Origin of the sequence: Pseudomonas sp. R4-39-08, from assembly GCF_003852275.1 — a bacterium.
Taxonomy (GTDB): domain Bacteria; phylum Pseudomonadota; class Gammaproteobacteria; order Pseudomonadales; family Pseudomonadaceae; genus Aquipseudomonas.
This window is the reverse complement of the sequence record NZ_CP027733.1, coordinates 3044570-3065554: the sequence shown is the minus strand read 5'-3', so window position 1 is coordinate 3065554 and position 20985 is coordinate 3044570. Positions and strand designations below refer to the sequence as shown.

At 61.3% G+C, this 20985-nt stretch carries 18 protein-coding genes; 13 read left to right on the top strand and 5 right to left on the bottom strand.

Features of this window, described 5'->3' with window-relative positions:
* Nucleotides 1-9: 9 nt before the first annotated feature.
* Nucleotides 10-912, bottom strand: a complete 903-nt coding sequence (locus tag C4J88_RS13940) for a LysR family transcriptional regulator (protein ID WP_124407266.1) — start codon at nucleotides 910-912, stop codon at nucleotides 10-12.
* A 99-nt stretch (nucleotides 913-1011) separates the two neighbouring features.
* On the opposite strand from C4J88_RS13940, the gene C4J88_RS13935 reads away from it, so the two are divergent.
* A complete protein-coding gene (locus C4J88_RS13935; RefSeq protein ID WP_124407265.1) occupies nucleotides 1012-1716 on the top strand; it encodes an SDR family oxidoreductase in 705 nt (234 codons plus the stop codon).
* 21 nt (nucleotides 1717-1737) lie between these two features.
* Here the strand turns inward: C4J88_RS13935 and C4J88_RS13930 are convergent, their stop codons facing one another.
* The gene (locus C4J88_RS13930) at nucleotides 1738-3048 is read right to left on the bottom strand and encodes an MFS transporter (protein WP_124407264.1); all 1311 of its coding nucleotides are present in this window, start codon (nucleotides 3046-3048) and stop codon (nucleotides 1738-1740) included.
* 161 nt (nucleotides 3049-3209) lie between these two features.
* Between C4J88_RS13930 and C4J88_RS13925 the strand changes: the two genes are divergently transcribed.
* The 3 genes from C4J88_RS13925 (at nucleotide 3210) to C4J88_RS13915 (ending at nucleotide 6276) form a co-directional block, all read left to right on the top strand.
* Nucleotides 3210-4310 carry a sugar diacid recognition domain-containing protein gene (locus C4J88_RS13925; RefSeq protein ID WP_124407263.1) on the top strand — a complete coding sequence of 367 codons (1101 nt, stop codon included), beginning with the start codon at nucleotides 3210-3212 and terminating at the stop codon, nucleotides 4308-4310.
* A 97-nt stretch (nucleotides 4311-4407) separates the two neighbouring features.
* Nucleotides 4408-5550: a glycerate kinase gene (locus tag C4J88_RS13920; RefSeq protein ID WP_124407262.1), complete on the top strand. Its 1143-nt coding sequence runs from the start codon at nucleotides 4408-4410 to the stop codon at nucleotides 5548-5550.
* Between the two features lie 213 nt (nucleotides 5551-5763).
* Nucleotides 5764-6276, top strand: coding sequence for a GNAT family N-acetyltransferase (locus tag C4J88_RS13915; RefSeq protein ID WP_124407261.1), 513 nt, complete (start codon nucleotides 5764-5766; stop codon nucleotides 6274-6276).
* Here the strand turns inward: C4J88_RS13915 and C4J88_RS13910 are convergent.
* Nucleotides 6273-6965: an aspartate/glutamate racemase family protein gene (locus C4J88_RS13910; protein WP_124407260.1), complete on the bottom strand. Its 693-nt coding sequence runs from the start codon at nucleotides 6963-6965 to the stop codon at nucleotides 6273-6275. The two genes, C4J88_RS13915 and C4J88_RS13910, sit on opposite strands and share 4 nt — an antisense overlap.
* Nucleotides 6966-7219: 254 nt before the next feature.
* On the opposite strand from C4J88_RS13910, the gene C4J88_RS13905 reads away from it, so the two are divergent.
* The 5 genes from C4J88_RS13905 to C4J88_RS13885 all read left to right on the top strand — a co-directional run bounded on the left by C4J88_RS13905 (nucleotide 7220) and on the right by C4J88_RS13885 (nucleotide 12674).
* Nucleotides 7220-9442, top strand: a complete 2223-nt coding sequence (locus C4J88_RS13905) for a cytochrome P450 (protein ID WP_124407259.1) — start codon at nucleotides 7220-7222, stop codon at nucleotides 9440-9442.
* Nucleotides 9439-10236, top strand: coding sequence for a trans-aconitate 2-methyltransferase (locus tag C4J88_RS13900; RefSeq protein WP_124407258.1), 798 nt, complete (start codon nucleotides 9439-9441; stop codon nucleotides 10234-10236). Before C4J88_RS13905 ends, C4J88_RS13900 begins: the two co-directional genes overlap by 4 nt.
* Before the next feature lie 40 nt (nucleotides 10237-10276).
* Complete coding sequence (gene idi / locus C4J88_RS13895) at nucleotides 10277-10819, top strand: isopentenyl-diphosphate Delta-isomerase (protein ID WP_124370781.1); 543 nt, start codon at nucleotides 10277-10279, stop codon at nucleotides 10817-10819.
* Nucleotides 10820-10931: 112 nt separating this feature from the next.
* Nucleotides 10932-11426 carry a hypothetical protein gene (locus C4J88_RS13890; RefSeq protein WP_124407257.1) on the top strand — a complete coding sequence of 165 codons (495 nt, stop codon included), beginning with the start codon at nucleotides 10932-10934 and terminating at the stop codon, nucleotides 11424-11426.
* 576 nt (nucleotides 11427-12002) lie between these two features.
* Complete coding sequence (locus C4J88_RS13885; protein ID WP_124407256.1) at nucleotides 12003-12674, top strand: DUF3313 domain-containing protein; 672 nt, start codon at nucleotides 12003-12005, stop codon at nucleotides 12672-12674.
* A gap of 54 nt (nucleotides 12675-12728) precedes the next feature.
* On the opposite strand, the gene C4J88_RS13880 is transcribed toward C4J88_RS13885, so the two are convergent.
* Together C4J88_RS13880 and C4J88_RS13875 are read right to left on the bottom strand one after the other, a co-directional pair.
* Nucleotides 12729-14123, bottom strand: coding sequence for a DUF1254 domain-containing protein (locus tag C4J88_RS13880; protein WP_124407255.1), 1395 nt, complete (start codon nucleotides 14121-14123; stop codon nucleotides 12729-12731).
* A 107-nt stretch (nucleotides 14124-14230) separates the two neighbouring features.
* Nucleotides 14231-14587: a response regulator gene (locus tag C4J88_RS13875; protein WP_124407254.1), complete on the bottom strand. Its 357-nt coding sequence runs from the start codon at nucleotides 14585-14587 to the stop codon at nucleotides 14231-14233.
* A gap of 236 nt (nucleotides 14588-14823) precedes the next feature.
* Here C4J88_RS13875 and C4J88_RS13870 point away from each other — a divergent pair, with 236 nt between their 5' ends.
* From C4J88_RS13870 to C4J88_RS13855, 4 genes are read left to right on the top strand one after another with little or no spacing between them, the layout of a single operon-like run.
* On the top strand, nucleotides 14824-18321 hold the full coding sequence (locus C4J88_RS13870; RefSeq protein ID WP_124407253.1) for a response regulator: 3498 nt from the start codon (nucleotides 14824-14826) through the stop codon (nucleotides 18319-18321).
* Nucleotides 18322-19152, top strand: a complete 831-nt coding sequence (locus tag C4J88_RS13865) for a protein-glutamate O-methyltransferase CheR (protein ID WP_372237478.1) — start codon at nucleotides 18322-18324, stop codon at nucleotides 19150-19152.
* Nucleotides 19149-19748, top strand: a complete 600-nt coding sequence (locus C4J88_RS13860; RefSeq protein ID WP_124407252.1) for a chemotaxis protein CheB — start codon at nucleotides 19149-19151, stop codon at nucleotides 19746-19748. Before C4J88_RS13865 ends, C4J88_RS13860 begins: the two co-directional genes overlap by 4 nt.
* Nucleotides 19742-20935 (top strand): hybrid sensor histidine kinase/response regulator, encoded by a 1194-nt coding sequence (locus tag C4J88_RS13855; RefSeq protein ID WP_124370774.1) that lies wholly within the window; start codon nucleotides 19742-19744, stop codon nucleotides 20933-20935. The genes C4J88_RS13860 and C4J88_RS13855 overlap by 7 nt, the downstream gene beginning before the upstream one ends.
* The last annotated feature ends 50 nt before the right edge of the window (nucleotides 20936-20985 follow it).

Sequence of the window (20985 nt, the reverse complement as noted above, 5' to 3'; positions counted from 1 at the left end):
CGTATTTCTTCACGCGCTCAGCAACGTCTGGCAGCGCTCCTGTAAAAAACGCTGCAGCACCTTCACCCGTTCCGATACCTGCAGACGATGGGGGCACATCAGGTTGAATGGCGCAGGTTCGCCTTGCCATCCATCAAACAATGCCACCAGCCGGCCGGCGGCAAGGTCGCCCACTACATCCAGCTGGGCTTTATAGGCGATGCCGTGGCCGGCCAGCGCCCAACGGCGCACGACCTCGCCGTCGTCGCTGAGAAAGTCGCCGCTGACCTCGACCTCTTCCACCTGCGTGCCCTGGCGAAAGCGCCAGGTATTGCTCACTTGGCCTTGGCGCATGTAGCGCAACGCGCTGTGCCCTGACAGCTGCGCGGGATGCTGCGGCATGCCGTGGCGCGCCAGGTAGGCGGGGCTGGCGCAGGCGACGCGATGGTGGTCGCAGACAATGGGCAACGCGACCAGGCTGGAATCCTGCGGCACGCCAAAACGCAGGGCGATGTCGACCGTATCGCGAAACAGATCGGCGTTGCTGTCGTTGAGCATCAATTGCAGGCGGATGTTCGGATGTTCGGCCTTGAAGGCGTCCAGCCAACCCAGCACCACATTGCGCCCGAAATCCGAGGGTGCCGCCACTTGCAGCAAACCGGTCAGGCCCTGGCTTTGCTGCTTGAGCGCCTGTTCACCCTCGCTCAATGCCGCCAGCGCAACGCGTACGCTGTCCAGATAGCGCCGGCCTTCCTCGGTCAGCCGCATGCTGCGGGTAGAACGGGCGAACAAGCGCAGGCCCAGGCGCGTCTCCAGGCGCTTGAGGGCGATACTGGCCGCTGCCGGGGTCAGGCCAAGCCCGCGTGCCGCAGCAGACAGGCTGCCCGCATCGGCGGTGCGCACGAACACTTCGAGGTCCAGGATCGAACTCATTTGTAAAATTCCTTTAAAGATCTTGTCGTTTTACCGGGATTTCTCTCCGATTACCAAGCGTGGAAGATGAACGCTCACTTCCTCAACCGGACATTTCCCATGACAACGTCTCTTCGCGGCAAAACCATTATCGTGATCGGCGGCAGCAGCGGCATCGGTGCAGCCGTCGCCAAAGCGGCGGCCGAGCGGGGTGCGCAGGTAGTGGTGGCGGGGCGCCGCTTGACCTCGGCGCAGCACGACGGCATGCGCAGCGAGCCGGTGGATGTCAGCGACAGCGCGTCATTGCAACGCCTGTTCGAACGCGTCGGGCGCTTCGATCATCTGGTCTACACCTCGGGCCCTTCGGTCAAGGCCAAAACCCTGGTCGACACCGACCTGGACGAAGCCCAGGCCAACTTCAATGTGAAACTCTGGGGCGCGTTGCGTGCGATTCAACAGGCACTGCCGTTTCTGCATGAGCACGGCAGCATCAGCCTGACCTCCGGCCAGTTGGGGCGCAAATTGGTTGCGGGACAGTTCATCAAGGTCGGCATCAATGCCGCCACCGAAGCGCTGGGCAAGCAGCTGGCCAAGGAACTGGCGCCGCGCCGCGTCAACGTGATCAGCCCCGGCGTGATCGATACGCCGGCGTACGCCGGGCTTGGCGAAGAGCAGCGTCTGGCGATGTTTGCCAAGGCGGGTGGGGCCTTGCCGGTTGGGCGCGTCGGGCAGGCGCAGGAAGTGGCGGCAGGGTATGTGCTGGCCATGGAGAACGGCTTCATGACCGGCGCCGTGATCGATATCGACGGCGGCGGTTTGCTGTAACAGCGTCCAGTGTGGGGCGCTTTACGCCTTCAAGGTGCGTGTCATACGCAACGCCAACACACTGCCGGCGACGATGACCGCCGCCAGCAAGTACAGCGCCACATCCGTGGACCCCGTCGCATCCTTCACGAACCCGACGATGTAGGGGCTGAGAAACCCGGCCATCTGGCCCATGGAGTTGATCAACGCCAGCCCACCCGCCGCCGCGCCCGCGCTGAGCATGGCGGTGGGCACCGGCCAGAACATCGGCAGGCCGGTGAGGGCGCCCATGGTGGCGATGGTCAGGCCGAGAATGGCGATAGCCGGGGTGGTAGCGAAATTCACCGCGATCACCAGGCCAATCGCGCCCATCAGCATCGGTACCACCAAGTGCCACCGGCGCTCCTTGCGCAAGTCTGCGGAACGGCCCACCAGCAACATGAAGACTGCGGCCAGCAGGTACGGGATCGCACTGAGCCAGCCGATCACCAGGTTATCGCTGAACCCCAGGTTCTTGATGATCGACGGCAGCCAGAAGTTGATCGCGTAGACGCCGCTCTGGATGCAGAAGTAGATCAGGCCGAATGCCCAGATCGCCGGGTTCTTGAACACCTCGGCCAGGGAGTCGGTGGTGGTCTTCGGTTTGTTCGCAAGATCGGTGGCCTGGTCGGCTTCCAGTACCGCGCGTTCGTGGGGCTTGAGCCACTTGGCGTGGGCGAAGCTGTCACTGAGCAGGAAGTAGGCGAGGGCGCCGAGGATCACCGTGGGAATGCCTTGCAACAGGAACATCCACTGCCAACCGGCGAGGCCGCCTTGACCTGCCGCAAAATGGTTGAGAATCCAGCCGGAGAACGGGCTGCCAAGCAGGCCGGAGACCGGAATCGCGGACATGAACAGCGCCATGATCCGGCCCCGGCGAAACGTCGGAAACCACTGCGAGAGGTACAGCACCACACCGGGAAAGAACCCCGCCTCGGCGGCACCGGTGAACAGGCGCAAGGTGTAGAAATGCGTTGGCGTGGTCACGAACAACAGGCAGGTGGACAAGGTGCCCCACACGATCATCATCAGCGCTATCCAGCGCCTTGGCCCGAACCGGGTCAGCGCCAGGTTGCTCGGCACGCCACACAGCACATAGCCGATAAAGAAGATCCCGGCACCCAGGCCGTACATGGTTTCACTGAACTTCAACGCGTCGAGCATCTGCAACTTGGCAAAGCCAACGTTCACCCGGTCAAGGTAGTTGAACAGGTAGCAGATAAAGATGAAGGGGATCAGGCGCAGGGTAACGCGCTTGTAGATGGCGTTTTTATCGTCATCGGTAGCCAGTGCTGCGGCGGCGCTCTGTGACATGGCGAGTCTCTCTTTATTATGTTTTTTAGCGATGCGAGGGTAACGTTGATCGCCCAAACAGTCTCGGCGACGCGATGGGCCGCTGTCTTTGTGCTTGCGCACAGCCAGGCCCGCTTTGCGCTGTGCCGGTGACCAATTCGCTTTGGAAGGAAAATAGCCCCATGTTCGAGCTGGATCATGAGCTGGCACAGGATATCGTCGATCGCACCATGGCGATCCTGCCCTACAACGTCAACGTCATGGACAACCAGGGCCTGATCCTCGGCAGCGGCGAACCGGAACGCATCAACACCCGCCACGAAGGCGCCCAACTGGTGCTGGCGAACGGGCGCGTGGTGGAAATCGATGGGCAGACCGCCAAGCACCTCAAGGGTGTGCTGCCTGGCATCAACTTGCCGCTGATGCATGATCAGCGCCTGATCGGTGTGCTGGGTATCACCGGTGAACCGCAAGGCCTGCGCACCTACGCCGAACTGGTGCGCATGACCGCCGAGATGCTGGTCAGTCACCGCCACCAGCAGGCCGAGCAGCAGTGGCGGCGCCAGCGCTGTGACGACCTGCTGGCATTGCTGCTGGCCGATACCGGTGACTCGCCGCGCCTGGTCGACGAAGCGCAACAACTGGGCCTCAAGCCGCAACTGGCGCGTACGCCTTACCTGTTCGAACTGGGCGCGGGGCAGTCGGCCGAAGCCTTGAGTGCCTGGCTGACGTCGCGTTATCCGGACAGTTGGTGCGTGAGTTCAGCGCCTTTGTCCCTCTTGTGGTGTCGCCCTGCGGCAGTGCAGATCGATAACCCGCGCCTGCTGGAAAAGCTCGACGGCCTGGGCTGGACTGTCTTGCGGGTCGCCGTAGGCGGGCAGGCGCAAGGTTTGGCCGGGTTGCGCAGGTGCTATCGCCGTGTCAGCGATTTGCTGGCCTACGGTCGCGATATCCTGCCGCATTCGCGCCTATTGATCCTCAACCGCTATCGTCTGCCGGTCATGCTCTGGCGCCATCGCAACGACGATGCCTTGGATGAATTGCTCAACCCGCTGCGCAAAGTCCTCGCCAAGGACAACAACGGCCAACTGCTCGCCACGCTGCGCGCATGGTGCGACCACGACGGGCAAAGCCAGGCCTGTGCCGATGCCCTGGGGATTCACCGCAACAGCCTGCGCTACCGCATGGAGCGGATTGCCGAACTGAGCGGCGTCGACCCGCTGACTCTGGATGGCATGCTGGCGCTGTACCTGGGTGTGCAGCTGTTGCCCCAGGCTTTGTGAAAATGAACAACAAACCTCAGCTGCACTTGTGCATCGGACTGGCGTCATCCCCGGTGCCAACTGGCAGCATGGGCGTTATAAAAACCGGAGAACGCCCATGAAAATCATCATCGCCCCCGACTCGTTCAAGGACAGCCTGAGTGCCGAAGGGGCCGCCCAGGCGATTGCGCAAGGGTTGGCTCAGGTCTGGCCTGACGCACAGCTGGTGCAATGCCCGATGGCGGACGGCGGTGAGGGGACGGTCGAAGCAGTGCTCGCCGCGTGTAACGGCCAATTGCGCAGCCAGGCCGTGCGCGGGCCAATGGGCGATACGGTGCAGGCGCATTGGGGCTGGTTGGCCGACAGCCACACCGCGATCATCGAAATGGCTGAGGCCAGTGGCTTGCAGTTGGTCGCACCGGGCCAGCGCGACGCCTGCTCCAGCAGCACGTATGGCACCGGCGAGCTGATCCGCGCCGCGCTCGACCTGGGCGCCCGGCGCATTATCCTGGCGATCGGCGGCAGTGCCACCAACGATGGCGGCACAGGCGCGATGCAAGCGCTCGGCGTGCAGTTGCTCGACGCCCAGAACCAGCCCTTGGCACCCGGTGGCTTGGCGTTGAGCGGCCTGGCGCGTATTAACCTGGAAAACCTCGACCCACGCCTGGCGCGGGTCTGCTTCGAAATCGCGGCGGATGTGAACAACCCGCTGTGCGGTCCCCACGGCGCCTCGGCGATTTTCGGCCCGCAAAAGGGCGCCAACCCCGAACAGGTGCAGCAGTTGGATGCCGCCCTTGGTCATTTTGCCGACCACTGCGCCAGGGTGCTGGCCCAGGACGTGCGTGACGAACCCGGCAGCGGCGCGGCAGGCGGCTTGGGGTTCGCCGCCAAGGCATTCCTCGGCGCGCAGTTCCGCGCCGGCGTTGAAGTGGTGGCCGAGCTGGTTGGCCTCGACGCCGTGGTGCGTGGCGCCGACCTGGTCATCACCGGCGAAGGCCGCTTCGATGCCCAGACCCTGCGCGGGAAAACCCCGTTTGGCGTGGCGCGTATTGCCCGGCAACACAATGTCCCGGTGATCGTGATCGCCGGAACCCTGGGCGATGGCTACGAGCAGATGTACGCCCACGGCGTGGATGCCGCCTTTGCGTTGCCCTCGGGGCCGATGAGTCTTGCCCAGGCATGCAGCGAGGCGCCGCGCTTGTTGCGTGAGCGGGCCTCGGATATTGCGCGGGTGTGGCGCTTGGCACGGCCTGTCGCTTAAATGCCTTTTGTAGGAGCGAGGCGGGCGGCTAGCCCTTGCTCGCGAAGAACCCCGGGCCTCCGCGTTTATTCAGAATGAACGCGTTGCCTGGAGGTTTTTCGCGAGCAAGCTCGCTCCTACAGGCCAGCGTGGTTACCGTAGGCTGCTGCGACGTCGCGTAGATGCCTATGCCCTACACTAGACGGCCACTTGTCTTTCAAAGGATGAAATACGATGCACACCCCTGAGCCCCATATCGTGATCCAGCGTTTCACCGAGGCCCATCTTGAGGGTGTCGCTGCGCTCTATAACGAACCGGCGGTATGCCGTCAGGTGCTGCAAATGCCTTTTCAGTCAGTGGAAGCGTGGCGCAAGCGCCTGGTAATGGATAACGAACGCCGTTTGCAACTAGTGGCGGTGCACGGCGGCGAAGTGATTGGTCAATTGGGGTTGGAACAGTACCTGCGCGTGCGCCAGGCGCATGTTGGGTCGCTCGGCATGGGGGTGGCGACGGCCTGGCAGGGTAAGGGCGTGGGTTCGAAGTTGCTGAAGGCCGCGCTGGATGTGGCCGACAACTGGATGAACCTGCATCGCGTAGAACTCACGGTGTACGCCGACAACGAAGCGGCGCACAACCTGTACCGCAAATTCGGCTTCGAGGTCGAAGGCTGTTTGCGCGATTACGCCCTGCGTGACGGTGTGTTCGTCGACACCTTGAGCATGGCGCGCCTGCGCACGCCGGTTTAGTCCTCCAGCGCAAACGCCACCGCAGCCCGCGCATGCAGCTCGGTGGTGTCCAGCAGCGGCAGGTCGCTGTGCTCGGGCTTGATCAGCAGGCTGATTTCCGTACAGCCAAGAATCACCGCCTGGGCGCCGCGTACGGCCAGGGATTCGATCACCCGCTGGTAGACGGCGCGTGATTCGGCGCTGATCATCCCCACACACAACTCTTCATAGATGATCCGATGCACCGCCTTGCGTTCGTCCGCATCCGGCACCAGCACGGTCAGGCCCTGTGCGGCCAGGCGGGACTTGAGGAAGTCCTGTTCCATGGTGAATGCAGTGCCGAGCAATCCCACGGTCAAGGTACCCGCCTGTACGGCGGCAGCGCCCGCCGCATCGGCGATATGCAGGAAGGGAATCGACACCGCCGCCTCGATACGCGGCGCCACCCGGTGCATGGTGTTGGTACACAGCACCACACACTCGGCGCCCCCGGCCTGCAAACGGCGCGCGGCGTCTTCCAGGATCAGCGCGGTATCGTCCCAGCGCCCGGCGTGCTGGGCCTGTTCCACCGGGCCGAAGTCCACGCTGTACATCAACAGTTGCGCCGAACGCAGCGGGCCGAGCCGGTCGCGTACTTGCTGGTTGATGATGCGGTAATACTCGGCGCTGGACTCCCAGCTCATGCCGCCGATAAGGCCGATGGTGCGCATGCGATGCTCCGGGCAGGGAATGTGGATTCCACCATACTCACCGAAGGCGCATTAGTCATGTGCAGTTGCCGGCCAATCCACCAGCGCAGTTCATGCAATGTTGATGACCGGTCACTGCTCACGATGGCGATAGACCTTTTCCTACGCTCCAGAGCTGCCTTTACCAGGTGAATAGTCAGACTGTCCTCACACCCTGATGGGGTTGGTTTTCTGTAAGGTCGTTCTTACTGAAAGTCATTCAAGAGGAGTTCATCATGGCACCGCCACACTGCGAGGACGACCCCGGCCCCAGCCACAGAGATCACCCACCGCCGCCCCTCATCATCCCCGAGATTCAGTTTCCTTTCGCCGGTCCGCCGCCACGCTCCGACAGCGAGCAGTTGCGCGCGCATGCCCTCGCCTGGGCGCAACGATACGGCTTGATCGGCCGCCGTGGTGCGCATCGACTGAGTACCACGGCGCTGCTCGACCTGGGGCTGGCATTATGCGGCAGGGCGCCCACGCACCGAGCCGAGATCCTGGTGTGCTGGTACCTGTGGGCGCTCACGCTGGATGACCGTATCGATGATGGGCCCTGGGCGGAAAACGGAGCATTGGAAGGTTTCATCGCCTCGGTGCAGGCGCTGACCGAAAGCAGCGGCGCTGCTTCCTCAGGCCAAGGCAGCCGGTTCGAGGACCCGATGCTCGCCGTTCTGGTCGATGATCTCTGGCCGCGGACCCGGAGCTGGGGCGGCGACCGTTGGCGGGCCCGGCTGGTGCGACATCTGATCCAGCATTTGCGTGCGCAGGCAACGCTGGTGCGCGTGCGGGAAACCGACACGGCGCTCACATTGGCCGCCTATCTGCCGTTGCGCCGGGATTCGTTCGGCGCACTGTTCTTCTTTGATCTCATCGATGGGGCCGAAACCCTCGATCCGTATGCGTCCCCAGAGGATGTTCAAGCGTGGAGCACGATGCGAGAGCACGCTGCCGATATCATCGCCTGGACCAACGATATCCACTCGATTGCCAAGGATGTGGTGTGTGGTGAGCGCTTCAACCTGGTGTCGATACTCGCGGCCTGCGCTGGCATGGATTGGCCCGCCGCGATCGAATCCGCCCATCAGATGATAAACACGGCAGTGGCGCAGTTCACGGCGCTCGCTGCCGAGCCTGCGAGTCACCCGCCGAGCGCGGCGACCGACCCGGACCGGCTGCGTCAGGTTGTGCGGGCGGCAGGCGACTGGCACCGCAGCGTCTCTCGTTATCTGCTGCATGCCGCCGACACTGCGGCCCGGAACGATCAGCAAGTGGACCTGAAACTTATTCCTCCGACGCTCAAATCCCGGCAGTTCGAAATCGACCCATACCCGTTGTATGAGCAATTGCGTACCACGCTGCCGATCGCTTACGACGAGCCCACCGATGTGTGGCTGGTCAGCCGGCATGTGGACGTCAAAGCCGCCCTGACTCATCCGGGTGCAAGCAACAATAACTACAGTTGGCAGATCGGACCGCTGCTGGGCCACACCATCGTCACGATGGACGGATGTGAACACGCCCAGCACCGCGCGTTGCTCAGCCCTGCGTTTCGTGGCAAGGCCCTCGCGGCGCTTGAAGCTTCCATCATCGCGGTGACCACAGACTTGCTGGCGCACATGCACGGTCGCCCTCAGGTTGACCTGATCGCCGATTTCACCGCTGCGCTGCCGGTACGGGTGATGGCGCATGCACTGGGGCTGCCGGCGCAAACCTGCGCAGAGGTGGAGCGGCTGAAGCGGTGGTGCGCCATCGGCTTCGCGTATATGGGCAACTATCGACAGGACCCGGCGCTGCTGACCGGTGGATTATCCAACCGAGACAGTTTCTACGACTTTATTCAGCCCCACATTGACGCTCGACGCGCCGAACCCACGGACGACTTGATCTCGCAGCTCCTGGCGGCACGGATTGACGGCCAGCCATTGTCCGAGACGTTCGTGCGCGCTTACTGCGCGATCCTGATGACGGCGGGTAGCGAAACCAGCCACGGCGCGCTGGCGAACCTGATTGTGAATCTGCTGAGCGAACCGGGCGTCAAAGACGCGGTGATCGCTGACCCAGAGCTGATGGATAACGCCCTCGCCGAAACCCTGCGGCGCAACCCGCCCTTGCAGCTCGTGCTCCGGGAAGCCCGTGAACCGCTGCAACTGCCTTCGGGCACGATTCCGGCTGGCGCAACAATGGCCTGCCTGATTGGTTCGGCCAACCGTGATCCGGACCACTTCAGCGACCCGGACACGTTTGATCTGTCGCGCAGCGAACAGGCTAGCAGCCATTTCGCCTTCGGCGCAGGCCGCCACTTCTGCCTGGGGTCGATGCTGGCGCGGTTGGAAATCACGCTCGGCGCTCGCTTGCTGCTGCAGACCTTTCCAAACGTGCGCTGGGCTCCGGGTTTCAAGCCCATTGAGCGCGGTTTCCTCAATCGCTGCCCTGATCGACTGGAGGTCGTACTGTGACCCTTACCGTCAACCTCGACGAGCCCGGCTACACCAGCAGCTATCTCGCAGACCAGCACGCTGGCCAACTGGCACGGCTGCGCACCCTGGAGCATGTCTTTGACCCGTTGAGCCAAGAGGTTTTTAATCAATTGGTGCTTCCCGACCAGCCTGCCATCCTCGATCTAGGCGCCGGGGCCGGATCGCTCGCCGGCTGGCTGAGCCAGCGATATCCCCAAGCAAGCGTCACCGCCACGGATATCGACACCCGGTTCCTTACCGATATCCCCGGTATCCGGGTGCTTACCCACAATGCCGCGACCGATGATTTTCCTGTTGCCTCCTTTGACGTGGTACATGCCAGGGCGCTGCTGTGTCACCTCGGCGAGCGTGAGGACCTATTGACGCGAGCCATCACCTGGCTGCGCCCGGGAGGCTGGTTGGTGATCGAGGACGTGAGCCTGCAGCCGAGCCTGAGCGCCGCGAACCCGTTGTTCCGAAAAGTGGCCCAGGCCGGGATTACCCTGCTGGAGCAGACCGTTGGCTCCGACATGCTCTGGGCCACTACGCTCCCGGATCGGTTGCGTGATCGAGGGCTTGCCAATGTAGGGCATCGCACCCTTGAAGGCCGTATTGGCGATAACAGTCCCGCCGACACTTTTTGGGCCGCAACCACGGCACAGGCCGGCCCGGCGTTGCTCAAACGCGGGCTACTCGAACAGGACGACCTGGATGGCATGACCCGGCTCCGGGCCGATCCCGCGTTCACTGCCGCAGCGTTGACCCTGGTCAGCGCGTGGGGACAGGTTGTCTAACAGGAGCAAGGCGTCGAGCCGGTCAGCGAAGGAACTATGAATGAACAATGATGTGGTGTTAGTAGACGCACACGATGTACCGATCGGCGTGTGTGGCAAACGCGATGCGCACCTGGGAGCGGGGCAGCTTCACCGTGCGTTTTCGGTACATTTGATCGACCGGCGCGGGCGTCATCTGCTTCAGCGTCGTGCCCCAGGGAAAATGCTCTGGTCTGGGTTCTGGTCGAATGCGTGCTGCAGCCATCCGGCGCCTGGCGAGACTGTGCTGGATGCCGCGTCTCGGCGCTTGCGCGAAGAGCTGGGCGTCCGGGCTTCCTGTGGGGCGCTATACAGCTTTGAGTACCATGCCCGCTTTGGCTCGATCGGCGCCGAGCACGAACTGTGTCATGTGCTGGTGGCTCGATCGGACGCTGTGGTTTCACCCGTTCCTGACGAAATCAGCGAAATCAGCTGGCTGACCCGTGCCGAAATATCAGCCCGGCTTGCTGAGCCGCACGCGTCATTTACGCCCTGGTTTCGAATGCAGTGGCGTCGCCTTCTACTGGAGCATCCTTCGTTCGATACACCGTTACCTCAGGCATGACCTGCTTGCCGCCGATTGCAGAACCAGGCGCAATCACCTTTTACCCGTACGCCTGACACGCGCATCTGCGATGATCAGGCTTCGCAACCTGACTCACCCAAGGAAATCCGCAATGGACGATGTACAGCAACTGGGCGAGATGCTTCGTCATTACGCCGAGAGCGAAGCGCAGAAAAAACAGCAATTCGAACTGCAGTCGGCGCGTTGGGCGCAGAAGCTTGGCGAGTTGTTCGAGCAGATCGAACAGTGGCTGGAACCGGTCAAACGCGCCGGTTTGCTGGAGGTGCGTCGGGAAGTCTATGTCGCTAGCAGTCCGAGCGTGCCAGTGGAGGCATCGACCTTCAAGACCGAGAAGTTGAATGTGCTCATCACGGGTAAAAGCGTGGAGTTCGTGCCGGACGTGATGGGCGCCGATGGGTTTATTTCTGTTGCGGTAATGGGCCTGACCGCCGCCCGCCACGGCAGCGTGTCGCTGGTGCTGCCGGCGGATAAAAATGATTGGCTCTGGAAGAAGACCAATGGCCTGAAAGACCCGGATACCTTCGGCTTCGACGCCAATTTCCTGGCTGCGCAGTTGCAGAGCCTGATCCCCCGCGAACGCGGCTGAGCAATACTGATCATGAAGGGCGAGGCAGCCGACGACTGCCTAACTGATGCCCCGCGAACTAAATGTGGGAGGGGGCTTGCCCCCGATGGCGGCCTGACAGCCGACCAGGATGCTGGATCAGAGCGAGTACATATTCAGATCAAGAGCAGGATCAAGAGCGGCTCGCTTCGCATCGTGGTTACTTAGGCTGCTACGAAGTTGTGTAGATACCTATGGCCATCGGGGGCAAGCCTTAATGCCAGTCAGTTAAGGCTTTTTGTAGGAACGAGGCGGGCGGCTAGCCCTTGCTCGCGAAGAACTCACAGGCACCGCGTTTATTCAGGAAGCGCGCGTTATCGTTGACGTTTTTCGCGAGCAAGCTCGCTCCTTCAGACGGTGGTGTACGCTTAACTGACTGGCATTAGGGCAAGCCCCTCCCACATTAGGTCGCGGGGCGCCATTTAAGAGGCTTCAGCTCCCGAGCCGTCACCGACAACCTGTGGCTTCGTCCCCCATGGCCCGTGGCTAAAATAAGCAGCCCGTTTTCCCAAGATTGGCTATACCTAGAGCTCAAACTATCGATGGGGAGCTCCAACGATGAAACTCAGGCTAATGGTCAGCGCACTGTGCATCGCCTCGATCGGCATGGCGGGCTGCGCCAGCAAGGTCACGCAACCGGACGAGTATTCTGGGTTTCTGTCGGACTACAGCCGACTCAAGGAAGCCAAGTCGCCCTCCGGAGCCGAAGTAATGCGCTGGGTCGATCCCACACTGGACCTGAACCGCTACAGCGCGGTGTACATCGAACCCACGCAGTTCTATCCCAAGCCTCAAGCCACCCCCCGGATTCCAGACAGCACCCTGCGCGGCATCAACGACTATTACAACCAGGCCCTCAAGCGTGAACTGGCCCGTTCAATGCCGTTGGCAAATGGCCCAGGCCCCGGGGTAATCGTCGTGCGCGCAGCGATTACGGCCGTCAGCAGTAAAACCGCAGGGCTCAAGCCTTACGAGTTCATTCCGGTTGCGTTTGTCGCGGCGGCGGTGAGTACCGGCACGGGGATTCGCGACCAGGAAACCACCTTGGGCACCGAGGCGCAGTTCCTTGATGGCGCCAGCGGAAAAGTGATCGCCCAGGTGGTGCGCAAAGGCACAGGGGAGCCCTTGGCAAACGACACTCAAGTGATGAAGGCCGGTGATGTAAAAAGTGTCATCGATGGATGGGCATCCGACCTGCATCAGTCTTTTCTGAAGCTCAAACAGCACTGACGCATAAACGCGCGACGGGAGGCCACTGTGAGTCAACTCCCGCCGCGCGTGGTGTTACTTGAGCGGCGTCAACGGCGGCAATGTCCATTGACTGATTTCAGGCTTGGGCAGGTAAATACGCAGCACCGCGAAGAACGGCCCGGTGGGGGCGGGCAGCCAGTTGCTCTGTTCGGCCTTCGGTGGCTCATGATGCTGCAGCGCCAGGGTCAGGCCGCCGTCAGCGTCCCGCTTCAGCTCAGGCAGCATGCGTGAGTTGATCAGGTAACGTTTCTTGTGGTTGGGCACCAGCAACTTGGTCTTGGCGTCGTACATGGTCAGCGACCAGAACGCATCGGCGGGCGGCAGCTGGTCCTTGGCAAAGTGCACGGTATAGCTGCGGCGTGCGCCGTTGGCCGGCTTGCCTTCGCTGTCATCGAAGTAGGTGAAGTAAACAGCTTCGTCGGTAGAGTTGCCGAAGATGCCCAGGTTGGCGCCGGCGTAACGGTACAGGTAATTGTTTTTCAGGCGGTCACGGCTGCCGAACAACTCGCCGCTGGAGACTTGGTGAGTGTCGATCTTGTCTTTCTTGAAGGCGGCGAACTCGGCCTTGCCGTCGGCAATCCCATCCTCCAGCGCTTTACGCTGTTCGGCGGTCAGCTGGTTCAGCTTGAAGGGCGCGCCGGGGGCGATGCCGATGGTGGCAAAACGCGCCAGCAGGTCTTTCTCACTGTCCTGCGGCGCCGCAAAGGCCAGCATGAAGTTCAAGTAGCGGAACAACTGCGGGCTGTCGCTCATGTTCGCCATTGGCTTGGGCCACTCGATCTTCGGCACTTTGGCCGGGGCCACTTGTTTCACGTAGCTGCTCAGCGGCTGCACTTTGTAGCCGCTCTGGATTTGCTTGACCTTGCTCAAGTCTTTTTCATCGAACAGCTGGGTGCGATACAGCGCGTAGGCGATATTGCTTTCGCTGTAGACCACGCGGTCGATGTCGACTGGCTGCTGACCCTTCCAGTCGGGCCCCGCGATCATGTAGTGACCGCCGTTGTTGCCGGTGCTGCGCGTGCCCAGGTAGGCAATGTTGTGGGTATAGAGGTCGATCAACTGCACCGAGTAGTAACGGTTGTCTTCAACCTTGGGCAGGGTCAGCACCAAGGGTTCCTTGCGCAAATCCATCCAGACGAAGGAGTAGGGCGTGTCCGAGTTCGGGGTCACGAACGCGGTGTCCTTGGGGGTGAAAACCTGCGCGGTATTACCGATGTGATTGAACGCGGCCTTGTAGTTGACACCGCCTTTATCAACGGCCTGGGTATAGAGCGTCTTGTACATCTGCACCACAGGATAGCCGTACAAATAGGCTTCCTTGGCAATGGCCCGTGCTTCGGTCGGCGTCGCCGTGAAGTCGGCCCAGGCGCTGGTGCTCAGGAGTATCGAGAGGCTCGCCAACACCAGGCGCGCGGGTTGTCCAATCATGTTGTTGCGTCCTTCCAGAGTTCGTTTGACTGACGGGGAAATGAAGGCGATGAGTTTCCTGTTTTATTTCCCGGACGTCACGTTAAAACCTGCAAAAGGACAAGGGATCACGTGGGCAACATCGATTTGACTTTATCGCGCAGTTGATCGATCGAGAATGGCTTGCCAATCACTTGCATACCGGCTGGCACGTCGATGGTTTCGGCATAGCCGCTGGCGAACAGGATGGGCAGGGTGGGGCGCAGTTCGCGCACCTTGGCTGCCAGCTCCTTACCGTCCATATCCGGCAGGCCGACGTCGGTCATCATCAGGTCGATGACCGTGTCTTTGCCTTCGACAATCTTCAGCGCCTCTTCGGCATCGGCGGCCTCGAGTACCGTGAACTCCAACTCCTCAAGCACATCGACGATCAGCATGCGCACGATAGCGTCATCTTCGACAACAAGGATGGTGGAGCTAGACATAGTAAGGCGTTCCCAAAAAAGACGAGGTTTTTACCAGCGGCCGTTCTGACCGACCTGTTACTTGAGTAAGCGCAGGTTATCGACAAGTTCCGTCGGGCGGTAAAAACGATAGAAAAGACCAGGCAGAATAGCCTGTTCTATCGTAGGAATCTTTACCAAATCATTCCAGAAAAATGGTCTTGATCGTCACTTTGGGGCAAACTTCCGGTTTTTCCGCACTTGGCCAAGGCATGCCCATGACTCCCGCGTCGTCAGTTGATGAAAAGAGCTTCCGTAAACTCCTGAGCCGCAACGTGGCCCTGCCATTGGGCGTGGGTGTGCTCAGTGCGGTATTTTTCGTTTTCCTGATCACTTACTTGCTGTCGGTGATCCAGTGGGTGGAGCACACCGACCGGGTCATCAACAACCTCAATGAGTCATCCAAACTGACGGTCGACCTGGAAACCGGCATGCGCGGCTTCCTGATTACCGGTGACGAGCATTTCCTCGACCCTTACGAGGTGGCCAAGCCGCGAATCATTGCCGACCTGCGCAATTTGCAGCAATTGGTGGCTGACAACCCGCAGCAGGTCGACCGCCTCAAGCGTCTTGAAGCGTTGCAGGCAGAGTGGAACAACTACGCGCAGTCGATGATTGAATTGCAGCGCGACAGCGGCGACTTCCGCGGTGCGGTGAAGGCGGGCCGGGGCAAGCGCCTGACCGATGAAATTCGCAAGGAATATGACGACGCGGTGGCGATGGAGCAGCAGTTCCGTATCACCCGCAATGAAGAGGTCACCCGCACCACGGTGCTCAGCGTCACCCTGTACCTGGTGTTCGTACTCGGGCTCAGTGGGTTTCTGGCGTATATCGGCAGAAGAAACTTGCTCGAACTTTCAAACAGTTACAGCGCAAGCCTCGCGTCACAAAAGAAGATCGCCAAGCGCCTGGAGCAGCAAGCCTGGCTGCGCAACGGCCAAACTGAACTGGCCGAACAGGTGCTCGGCCAGCTGACCCTGAACCTGTTGGGCCGCAATATCCTGCAGTTCTTTGCCCAATACATGGGCTCGGCCGTTGGAGCGTTGTATGTGCGCGAGGAACACGGCGGGCTCAAACGCGTGGCCACCTACGGCTTCTCCCGCGAACAGGCGCAGCTGGAACAAGCGATCTACAGCGACGAAGGCATTGTGGGGCAGGCCGCCCAGCTCGATCGCCTGATCCGCCTGGACGACGTGCCGGTGGACTACTTCAAGGTCAGCTCGGGGCTGGGCGAGGGCGCGGCCCGCAACGTACTGGTAGTGCCGACCAGCGATGACGACCGCGTCAACGGCGTGATCGAGCTGGGCTTCCTGCGTCCGCTGGAAGAACGCGATGTCGAATTGCTGGAGCTGATCGCGGGCAATATCGGTACGTCCATCGAAGCCGCGCGTTATCGCCAGCGTTTGCAGGAAGTACTCGCTGAAACCCAGCAGCTCAACGAAGAGCTGCAAGTGCAGCAGGAAGAACTCAAGACCGCCAACGAGGAGCTGGAAGAACAGTCACGCATCCTCAAGGAGTCCCAGGCGCACCTGGAAACCCAGCAAGCGGAGCTTGAGCAGACCAACGAACAACTCGCCGAACAGACCCAGACCCTGGCCGACCAGCGCGATGCCATGGACCGCAAGAACATCGAACTCAACCGGGTGCAGCTGGAACTCGAAGACCGCGCCGATGAGCTGCAACGCTCCAGCAAGTACAAGTCCGAGTTCCTCGCCAACATGTCCCACGAGCTGCGCACGCCGCTGAACAGTTCGTTGATCCTGGCCAAGTTGCTGGCCGAGAACCCCCAGGAAAACCTCAGTGCCGAACAGGTCAAGTTTGCCGAGTCGATCTATTCGGCCGGCAATGACCTGCTCAACCTGATCAACGACATCCTGGATATTTCCAAGGTAGAAGCCGGCAAGTTGGAAGTGCGCCCGGAAAACTCCAGCGTCGAACGCTTGGTGGATGGCCTGCGCGGCATGTTCGAGCCGCTGGCCAAGGATCGCAATCTGGGCTTCCAGATCGACCTGCAGGAAGGCGCACCGGCCTTGCTGTTCACCGATCGCCAACGCCTGGAGCAGATCCTCAAGAACCTGCTGTCCAACGCCATCAAGTTCACCGAGCAGGGCGATGTCAGCCTGACGGTGTCCCGTGCGCCGGGGGAGGGCATTGCCTTTACGGTGCGCGACTCGGGCATCGGTATCGCCCAGGATCAGCAGGAAAGCATCTTCGAAGCCTTCCGCCAGGCCGATGGCACCACCAATCGCCGTTACGGCGGTACCGGCCTGGGCCTGTCCATTTCCCGTGACCTGGCTAACTTGCTGGGCGGCTACATCAGCGTGGCCAGCGAGCCGGGCAAGGGCAGCATTTTCACGCTGGTATTGCCGGAACAGTATGTTGAACGCGCTGAAGACGCCGCGCCGATCGAGGCCCCGCGCCAGGCCGTAGCGGTACCGGCCCCCCCACCCGTAAAGGTTGCGACGCTGCCGGTAGCCGATGCCGAGCCGATCCCGCGCTTTGCCGACGACCGTGACAAAGGGCCATTCACCACCCGTTGCATCCTGGTGGTAGAAGATGAGCCGAATTTTGCGCGCATCCTCTTCGATCTGGCCCATGAGCTGGGCTACAACTGCCTGGTCGCCCACGGTGCTGACGAAGGCTACAGCCTGGCCGAGGAGTTCATCCCCGACGCGATCCTGCTCGACATGCGCCTGCCGGACCATTCCGGGCTGACGGTGCTGCAGCGTCTCAAGGCGCACGCCAATACCCGGCACATTCCGGTGCATGTGATTTCCGTGGAAGACCGCGTCGAAGCCGCCATGCACATGGGCGCCATCGGTTACGCGGTGAAGCCCACCACCCGTGAAGAGCTCAAGGACGTGTTCGCGCGCCTGGAAGCCAAGCTGACGCAAAAGGTCAAGCGCGTGCTGCTGGTCGAGGATGACGACCTGCAGCGCGACAGCATTGCCCGCTTGATCGGCGACGATGACATTGAAATCACCGATGTCGGCTACGCCCAGGCTGCACTGGACCTGCTGCGCACCAATGTCTACGACTGCATGATCATCGACCTCAAGCTGCCGGACATGCTCGGCAACGAGTTGCTCAAGCGCATGGCCACCGAGGATATCTGCTCGTTTCCGCCGGTGATCGTCTACACCGGGCGCAACCTGACCCGCGACGAAGAGGCCGAACTGCGCAAGTATTCGCGCTCGATCATCATCAAGGGCGCCCGTTCTCCGGAGCGCCTGCTCGATGAAGTCACACTCTTTCTGCACAAAGTCGAATCGCAGCTGTCCCATGACCGCCAGAAGATGCTCAAGACCGCGCGCAGCCGCGACAAGGTCTTCGAAGGGCGCAAGATCCTGCTGGTGGACGACGACGTGCGCAATATCTTTGCCCTGACCAGCGCCCTGGAGCATAAAGGCGCCGTGGTGGTGATCGGGCGCAACGGCCGCGAAGCGATCGACAAGCTCAATGAGGTCGAGGATATCGACCTGGTATTGATGGACGTGATGATGCCGGAGATGGACGGTTACGAAGCCACCGCCCTGATCCGCCAGGACCCGCGCTGGAAGAAGCTGCCGATCATCGCCGTGACGGCCAAGGCCATGAAGGACGACCAGGAGCGTTGCCTGGCGGCAGGCTCCAACGATTACCTGGCCAAACCGATTGATCTGGACCGGCTGTTCTCGTTGATCCGCGTATGGCTACCAAAGATGGAACGCATTTAAGTGGAGCGAAGTTTTTTGGACAAAAGCAGCGACATTGAGCTGCGCCTGTTGATCGAGGCGATTTACCTCAAGTACAGCTACGACTTTCGCGACTACTCCGGTGCGTCGGTCAAGCGGCGGGTGGCCCATGCCTTGCGCCAGTTCGACTGTGCGACCATTTCCGCGCTGCAGGAGCGGGTGCTGCACGACCCGGCCGCGTTTATGCAATTGCTGCAGTTCCTGACGATTCCCGTGAGCGAGATGTTTCGCGACCCGTCGCACTTTCTCGCGATTCGCCGGGAAGTGGTGCCGCTGCTCAAGACCTACCCGTCGATCAAGATCTGGATCGCCGGCTGCAGCACCGGCGAGGAGGTGTACTCCATGGCGATCCTGCTGCGCGAAGAAGGCTTGCTCGAGCGCACTATCATCTACGCCACCGACATCAACCCGGCCTCGCTGGACAAAGCCAAGCAAGGCATCTTCTCCCTGGAGAACGTGCGCGCCTACACGGCCAATTATCAGCAGGCCGGCGGCCAACGCTCATTTGCCGACTACTACACCGCAGCTTACGATAACGCGATCTTCGACAAGACGCTGCGCGAGAACGTCACGTTCGCCGACCATAGCCTGGCGACCGACAGCGTATTCTCAGAAACTCAATTAATTTCATGCCGCAACGTGTTGATTTATTTCAATAAAAAGTTGCAAGACAGAGCGTTTGGGTTGTTTCATGAGTCGCTGTGCCATCGCGGCTTCCTGGTACTGGGCAGCAAGGAAACCCTGGATTTTTCCGCCTACAGCAAGCAATTCGAACCCTTGGTCAAACAGGAACGGATCTACCGCAAATTATGAGCGACGCTGCAATCTCCCCGATTATCGGGCTTGAAGCCATCGTCGTCGGCGCCTCCGCCGGCGGCGTGGAGGCGTTGCTGAGTATTTTTGGCCGGCTGCCGAATACGTTCGGCCTGCCGATCGTTGCCGTGCTGCACCTGCCGGATGAACGTCGCAGCCAGTTGGCGGAGGTCTTTGCGCGGCGCTTGCGCATTCCGGTCAAGGAGGCGCGGGACAAAGAGTCGATCGAGGCGGGCACCTTGTATTTCGCCGGCCCCGGCTATCATTTGTCGGTGGAACACGACCGCAGCCTGTCCCTGAGCCAGGAGGACCGCGTGCACCATTCCCGGCCAGCCATCGATTTTCTCTTCGCCTCGGCCGCCGATGCCTACGGGCGAGGCCTGCTGGCGATCCTGCTGACCGGCGCCAACCAGGACGGCGCGCGCGGGCTGGCTCACGTCAAGCAATCGGGCGGTATCACTGTTGTACAAGACCCCGCTGAAGCCCGGATTGCCGTGATGCCCCTGGCGGCCCTGGCGTTGCACACACCCGACCATATTCTTTCCTTGAGCCAGATTGGCTCTTTGCTGGCTTCCCTGGAACCTTCCCCATGTTAAGTACTGTCCAGGCCAAACTGCTGATCGTCGACGATCTGCCGGAAAACCTGCTGGCCCTCGAAGCGCTGATCAAGCGCGAAGACCGCCAGGTATTCAAGGCATTGAGTGCCGACGAAGCGTTGTCCCTGTTGCTGGAGCATGAATTCGCCATGGCGATCCTCGACGTGCAGATGCCTGGCATGAACGGTTTCGAACTGGCCGAACTGATGCGCGGCACCGAAAAGACCAAGAACATCCCGATCGTGTTCGTCAGCGCCGCCGGCCGCGAACTCAATTACGCCTTCAAGGGCTATGAAAGCGGCGCGGTGGACTTCCTGCACAAACCGCTGGATATCCACGCGGTAAAGAGCAAGGTCAATGTATTCGTTGACCTGTACCGCCAGAGCAAAGCGATGAAGCTGCAGGTCGAAGCCCTGGAGCGCAGCCGCCGCGAGCAGGAGCTGCTGCTCACGCGCCTGCAGGCCACCCAGGCCGAGCTGGAGCAGGCCGTGCGCATGCGCGATGACTTCATGTCGATCGTCGCCCATGAAGTGCGTACGCCGCTCAACGGGCTGATCCTGGAAACCCAATTGCGCAAGATGCACTTGGCCCGCGACAACGCCGCGGCGTTCACCCTGGACAAGATGCATGCGATGGTCGACCGCGATGAGCGCCAGATCAAAAGCCTGATCCGCCTGATCGAGGACATGCTCGACGTGTCGCGCATCCGCACCGGCAAACTGTCGATACGCCCGGCGCGCTTTGACCTGGCGCAACTGGTGCGCAACCTGGTGCATAACTTCGAGCCACAGGTCGCGGCTGCCGAATCGTCGATGCAGCTGGTCGCCGACGAGCCGGTGGAAGGCCATTGGGATGAGTTCCGCATCGAGCAGGTGGTCACCAACCTGCTGACCAATGCCCTGCGCTACGGCGCCAAGAGCCCGGTGGAAGTGCGGGTTTACACCGAACACGGCGAAGCGCGCGTGGAAGTGCGTGACCACGGCATTGGTATCAGTGAAGAGAACCAGAAGCGCATTTTTCAGCAGTTCGAGCGGGTTTCCGTCAACCATGCGGCGGCCGGCCTGGGCCTGGGACTGTTCATTTCCGAACAGATTGTCGCGGCCCACGGCGGGACCATCGAGGTCGAAAGCCAGATAGGCGAGGGCGCGCTGTTCCGGGTGTGCCTGCCGCTCCAGGCGACGGCATGAAATCAATCGTCACCTGGACGCAACCTCTACGTGACCCCATGGTCGTAACA